A 6,336-nucleotide genomic window follows, 5' to 3' on the forward strand; every position below is an offset into this window, starting at 1 on the left:
TTATGGCCAGAATAGAAGGCGTTAATTTACCAGCAAATAAACGAGTAGAATATAGTCTACCGTATATTTTTGGAATAGGTCTTGCGAGCGCGCAAGATATTTTGACTAAGCTTGGTATCAATTTTGATACGCGAGTAAAAGATTTAACCGATAGTGAAATAGCAGCAATTCAAAAAGAAATCACTGACAACTATAAAGTTGAAGGTGAATTGCGCAAAGAAATTACGTTAAATATTAAGCGTTTGCAAGAAATTGCTTCTTATCGTGGGTTGCGTCATAAGCGCGGATTACCTGTTCGTGGTCAGCGCACCAAAACAAATGCGCGTACACGCAAGGGTCCAAAGAAAAACCCAGTAGCGCTTAAACGTAAAGTAACTAAGAAATAATAAGTAAGGGTTTTGATTAGATGGCTTACAAGAAAAAACCGAAAAAACAAAAGCAAAAAATAGCATCAGCTATTGCGCATGTTAAATCAACATTTAACAACACCATTGTTTCAATTACAACAATGGAAGGTGACGTGTTGTTTTCCTCAAGTGCAGGCCGCTTAGGATTTAAAGGGTCTCGCAAGAGTACTCCGTTTGCTGCGTCACAAATTGCATCCACTTTAGCAAAAGAAATGCAAGTGGTTGGGGTTAAAAATTTGGAAGTAAACATGCAAGGACCAGGATCTGGTAGAGATTCTGTTGTTCGTGCTTTCCAATCTGCAGGTATGTCTGTTTCTGTGTTGCGTGATGTTACACCATTGCCACATAACGGCTGCCGAGCTCCTAAAAAACGACGTGTATAAAAAGTTAATAATTTTTTTAGTGGGATAAGGTGCTATGGCAGTTGTAAGAGAAGAATCGACCGAAAAACAGCAACAAAGAGCTCCGCGAAAAAAGCTTTCTGAATACGGAAAACAACTTCAAGAAAAGCAAAAAGTTAAAGAAATGTATGGCTTGCGCGAGCGTCAATTTAAACGTTTCTTTGCAGTAGCAAGTAAACAGCGTGATGGTGGACCAGGTGAAAACTTGTTAAGTTTGCTTGAACGTAGATTAGACAATGTTGTGTATAAATTAAAAATGGCTACAACGCGTACACAAGCGCGTCAAATCATTACGCACGGACACGTTCTTGTTAATAACAAGAAAGTCTATTCTCCTTCTTTTTTGGTATCACCTGAAGATGTTGTTTCTCTTTCTGAACGTGTATTAAAAATGGAAACATTTTTAAAAGATGTTGTTGAAAAAAGAATGAAAGTTGGCATTAAGGTTCCAGAATGGTTGGAATTGGATAAAAAAGACAAGTTTGGACGAGTACTTCGTCTTCCGGTTCGTGCTGACATTCAAGTGCCAATCGAAGAGCATTTGATTGTAGAATTGTATTCGAAGTAATAGATAGTTGAAGGTCCAGGCAAGCAGGAGGTTGAATGACTAAGAACAGGGAATACAAACCACTTATCATTCCACAGTTGAAATGGGAAAAAAAGACGCTAAGTGAAACATGCGGCGAATTAGTAGTTCAACCGCTTGAACCGGGTTTTGGAATAACGATTGGAAATTCGTTACGAAGAATTTTGCTTAGTGGCGTCGAAGGTTCTGCAATAACATCAATAGTCATTAAAGGTGTTAATAATGAATTTTCAGCAATCCCTGGTGTTGTTGAAGATGCAATGCAGATTGTTTTAAACATAAAAAATATTGTCATTCGCAACAAAGAAGGTAAGCCCGGAAAAATGCGTTTGGTAAAAAAAGGTGAAGCTGAAGTATGTGTAGCAGACATCGTTGCAGACGATCATATTGAATTGATTAATAAAGATTATATCTTTGCACATGTTGCCTTTGATGGTGAACTTGATATTGAATTTTTTGTTGAATCTGGAAGAGGATATCAGCAAGCTCAATGGCCAGTAGATAAGCCTTATCAAGATGATGCTCGGATCTATTTGGATGCTATGTTTTCTCCAATACGTAAGGTTATGTTTGATGTTGAAAAAACACGTGTTGGGCAAGATATTGATTACGACAAACTTATTTTACGTATCCACACCAATGGTTCAGAGAATCCTGTTGACGCACTACATTATGCGGTTTCAGTTCTTCGTACGCAGCTAGAACATTTCCTTGAAAGTACTGAAATTCCATTCAATGAAATATCTCGTCTTCCTGAGGAAAAGGTAGAAAAAGCGCCATTGAAGACTAATGACTCAAGTCTGAAGGGAGTTCCGGTTGACTTGCTATTAAAACCAATCGAAGAGCTTGAGCTTTCAGTGAGAGCACATAATTGCTTGATTAATGCTGGTATTAACCGAGTTATTGATTTGGTTAATGTAGCCGAAGATGACGCGCTGAAGATTAAAAACTTTGGTCGTAAGTCATTGAATGAGGTTAAAGAAAGCATGAAGGCATTTGGTCTTTCTTTTGGTATGAATATCAATGAAGAAAATGTTAAGAAGATCTTAGGTCTTTAACCCCAACTTCTTAACCCCATACTTCATTAATTTCGTATGGGGACCCCAGCGAAGAAAAATGTGGCTGGGGAGTAAAATTAGGGAAAAAAGTAAGGTACAGGAAAATGGTACATCAGAACGGTCGGAAAAAATTAAATCTTAAAGCGCCTCACAGAAGAGCGATGCTTCGTAATCAAGCAATTCACATGATTAATTACGGACATTTAGTTTCAACCAAGGCGCGCGTTAAGGAAACAAGACGTCTTGTTGAACGTATAGTTACCATAGCACGTGAAGGTAATACGTTTAATGTTCGTCGTCGTGTGCATGCATTATTGCCATACGATGTAGACGCTGTTATTAAGTTGTTTAAAGAAATTGCTCCGCAATACGTTTCTCGTCCAGGTGGATACACTCGTATTATCCCTCTTGGCAAACGTATGAGCGATACTGCAACTGTTGCTCGCCTTGAGTGGGTAAAGTAAAAAGTATGTCTGCAGCAGGTTCTGCATCGTTAGATGCAACAATTGAGCGCATACAAGTAGTTTTAGAAGAATTACGCCCCGCCATCTTACAAGATGGTGGGGATATTCATTTTGTACGGTTTGAAAACGGTACAGTCTTTGTCCAGCTACACGGTGCATGTGTCAGCTGCCCTATCTCGTTTATTACGCTTAAAATGGGCCTCGAAGCCCAACTCAAAGAAAAAGTTCCCGGCGTTGAATCAGTCGTTTCCGTTGATGACGAATAATATTTTTAGAGGTTTTTGGTAAAAAATTATTTAGAAAACAGGCTTTTTAGTGAAAAAATAGCATAATAGATATTGTTTATATTATAATCATTGATTCTCTTTTATCTTTTTTGATATATTCAAATTGAAGCAAAATTGAATAGTTTGTTTATAAAAAGGGGAAAAGGATGAAGAATAATTTAATCCTTGGTGTCCAAGGTTTTAAAAGGTTGTTTAAAAGTATCTTTATTGTGGTGACTCTGTTTGTTGTGGGATCTGTATGCGCGAGAAGCGTTGGGGAACAAGCTGCTCAACGACCAACAACAACTACAACTGCAATACAACAACAAGCTGCTGCTGAAGAGGCAGCAGCTGAAACAGCTGAAAGATCGCAACCAACTGTAACACAGCAAGAAACGCAAGAAACGACGTTGCCAAGAGTACCTGTTATACCTCTCACTCAACTAGCAGCGCAGCCAACACCATCAGCTCCACTTACATCTCCAAGAGGGATTCCGAGTCAATCAATACAAATTGTGTTAAATACGCCGTATCCATGGACACAGGAAATGTCTGTTTGGGTAAGAAATAATTGGAATGAAATGACGCAAGAGCAGCGAGATATCATAAATGCCGACTATCATAAAAAAGAAATGGTATATAGATTGCAGTATCAACAACAATATGGATACGCACCTGCACCAGCAGCACAACCATGGACTTTTGAAGGCGCTTTATCTGGAGCAAGCGAAAGAATAAAAGCAGCTTTATATTATGGTGGCAGAAAGATGTCAGAAGGGTTCGGCGCAGCTAAGGCAAGAGTATCGCAGACATTTTCGGCAATTTTTGGTAATTATGGATCCTCTATTGGAACTGGATATAAATTAGCAGCTGGATTTGGAGCCATGGCAATGGCGCCTTATTTAGGTGTAGCAGCAGCGGCAACGTATCTATCTGCTGGAGCTGCAACGTTTGTAGGAGGTGCTTTGTTGGGGGTAGGAGCCTACGGATTAATGAGTGTTGCTGATAGATTAGAAACTGCGTATAATACTGGATATATATCTGAAAATGATGCCGTTGATGGATTAAAAGGAGCATTAGAAATAGTTTTAAATGACAAAGCTGTTTATCCAACATTCACAACAGCGGTCGAGGCTTTAAGAGATCAATATGAATTGCGTGGCTTACGTAAAGATAAGTTTGGTTTTATACAGAAAGCTCATGATAGTTTAATAAAGGCATATAAGGATGCGTATTCCCGAGCAGATAATGAAATAAAAACATGGGAATTAAATGTTTTTAATAATGTTAGGAAACTAAGGACTGATCACTTATCAAGTTCGAATGATTTACGCGCATATGCGAATAGTATAGGAACGGAGCATAATTTAGCACTATATCATGCAGCTTTATCTGAATATTATAGAGCAAAAAAGAAAGCTGCCGCATTAGATGGGCCAGTTGAACAAACAACGACACAAGAACCATCTCAGCCACAGGAATCAACGCAAGAACAACAACAAAAATCTTGGAGTTGGGCTGATTATTTGCCTAAGCAAATGGGTGGATAAATAAATTTGCATAATTGGTATTAAAAGAAAGAGGTGATAGTTTTCTGCTATCACCTTCTTTTTTTTGCATGTAAACTTATTTTTTTAGCAATTCAGTAAATATTGGATTAATATATTTTGCACGCATTTCTTTGAGTTGTTCATCATAAAAATCTACCCATGCGATTTGAAAAGGATCATTAAATATTTTTTGTAGTTCTTGTAGCACTTGTTTTTGTTCGTTTGCTGGATACGCATCTTTGTAACCAGTGACAAAGTTTTTTAGTGCAATGGAGTACCATGTTTGTAGATCTACGCCCTGAATTAAATCTCTAAATTGTTGATAATCCTGATTGGTGCTAAATGGCATAAAAAATAATTTAACTAGATCAACTGATGGACTTACTCTGTCTTTGAGTGAATTTGCTATTGTTTCATTATCAATAAAGGTAAAGTGTCCACCTATTTCATCAAAGAAAAGATTGAAAACATGGAAATCTCCATGTACCGTTGTTTTACCTAATTTTTTACCTTTTTCCGCTTGCATAAAACGTTTGTGGAAGTTTGCTGTTTCTTTGCCTAATATTAAAAATGCACGGTTTAATAGTTCTTTGTTTTTTTCCGATTGGTCTTCACGGAATTTGTTGATGAGTGTTGCAAGATCTTTTCCTTTTGCAGCAGGCATAGCCGCAATATAATGGATAGCATTATTTTTAGGATACGAAAAATACCCTACCGGTAGTGAAATTGTTGGTAATCCAGGTACTATTTTTGGAGCAACGATATCTTTCATTTTTGGAAATTCAGCTACTGTGGCCAGTTTAATAGCTTCATCCAATCCGTGGCGTGCTTCTTTAACAATGTACATAGAGGCTGCTGTTGGCTGACAAGTTGAAGTAACAAGAAAAAGTTGTAATGTATTGTAGCCGCCTTGAGTTCCCAAGTTTTTTGCCTTTAAACAAGCTTCTTTACTGAAATCCATGTTGGTCAATTTTTTTTCACTAAATGCTTGTGCTAAAAATTTTGGCAGAGATGTTTCAGTAAGAATTCCACTTTCATTGAAAAAAGAAGCATCAACATTCATTTTCTTGATTACAATTCCGTCAGATGATAATGAATTGAGCAATTCTTGTGATGATGCATTGCTCATGCCACGCTGTTTCTTGAGGGCAATGATGGAAGATTCTGTGCATTGTTTGGTTCCTTTGGTGCAGTGGGCAACAATTTCGTCAGCAGTTTTTTTTCCGTTTGATTTGCTTTGATTATAGAGTAGACAACAACTGCACGCATCATCAAATTTTTTGTCCCACTCCAAAGGGTTACAACCGGCTTCATTGTTGATTGCCCTGACAACTTGGTGAATATGTATAACTTCTGGTTGTTCTTGTGTTACGGCAAGGCTTGTTTGTAATAAAAATGCTAGTACGACACTTCTTTGTATAAAATGAGCCATTAGTACTCCTTTTTGGTTAAATAGATTAGCCTGAGGGTAGCCTTTTACTGCAAAAAAAGTAAAGAAATACCTATTTTACCCATAAAACCCTTGTATATTACCCTTTTTGTTTGATATATTCAGATTGAATATATGTGTTTTTTTAAATGTACAAAAAAGGAGACGTTATGAA

Annotated in this window: 8 protein-coding genes; 7 read left to right on the forward strand and 1 reads right to left on the reverse strand. The window is 37.5% G+C overall.

What is annotated here, in order from left to right:
• The first annotated feature begins 2 nt into the window (after positions 1-2).
• The 7 genes from rpsM (at position 3) to VJJ26_05405 (ending at position 4,732) form a co-directional block, all read left to right on the forward strand.
• On the forward strand, positions 3-386 hold the full coding sequence (gene rpsM / locus VJJ26_05375; protein HLC07581.1) for a 30S ribosomal protein S13: 384 nt from the start codon (positions 3-5) through the stop codon (positions 384-386).
• 20 nt (positions 387-406) lie between these two features.
• On the forward strand, positions 407-790 hold the full coding sequence (gene rpsK / locus VJJ26_05380; GenBank protein HLC07582.1) for a 30S ribosomal protein S11: 384 nt from the start codon (positions 407-409) through the stop codon (positions 788-790).
• 34 nt (positions 791-824) lie between these two features.
• Entirely contained in the window at positions 825-1,376 is a 552-nt protein-coding gene (gene rpsD / locus VJJ26_05385) for a 30S ribosomal protein S4 (protein ID HLC07583.1), read from the forward strand.
• A gap of 35 nt (positions 1,377-1,411) precedes the next feature.
• Positions 1,412-2,452 carry a DNA-directed RNA polymerase subunit alpha gene (locus tag VJJ26_05390; protein ID HLC07584.1) on the forward strand — a complete coding sequence of 347 codons (1,041 nt, stop codon included), beginning with the start codon at positions 1,412-1,414 and terminating at the stop codon, positions 2,450-2,452.
• A gap of 104 nt (positions 2,453-2,556) precedes the next feature.
• Positions 2,557-2,916, forward strand: coding sequence for a 50S ribosomal protein L17 (gene rplQ, locus VJJ26_05395; GenBank protein ID HLC07585.1), 360 nt, complete (start codon positions 2,557-2,559; stop codon positions 2,914-2,916).
• A gap of 5 nt (positions 2,917-2,921) precedes the next feature.
• Positions 2,922-3,182, forward strand: a complete 261-nt coding sequence (locus VJJ26_05400) for a NifU family protein (GenBank protein ID HLC07586.1) — start codon at positions 2,922-2,924, stop codon at positions 3,180-3,182.
• A gap of 167 nt (positions 3,183-3,349) precedes the next feature.
• Positions 3,350-4,732 carry a hypothetical protein gene (locus VJJ26_05405; protein ID HLC07587.1) on the forward strand — a complete coding sequence of 461 codons (1,383 nt, stop codon included), beginning with the start codon at positions 3,350-3,352 and terminating at the stop codon, positions 4,730-4,732.
• A 76-nt stretch (positions 4,733-4,808) separates the two neighbouring features.
• Here VJJ26_05405 and VJJ26_05410 read toward each other — a convergent pair whose 3' ends face one another.
• Positions 4,809-6,164: a hypothetical protein gene (locus VJJ26_05410; protein HLC07588.1), complete on the reverse strand. Its 1,356-nt coding sequence runs from the start codon at positions 6,162-6,164 to the stop codon at positions 4,809-4,811.
• Positions 6,165-6,336 lie beyond the last annotated feature (172 nt).

The sequence above is a fragment of the Candidatus Babeliales bacterium genome (assembly GCA_035288105.1).
Lineage (GTDB): Bacteria > Babelota > Babeliae > Babelales > Vermiphilaceae > SOIL31.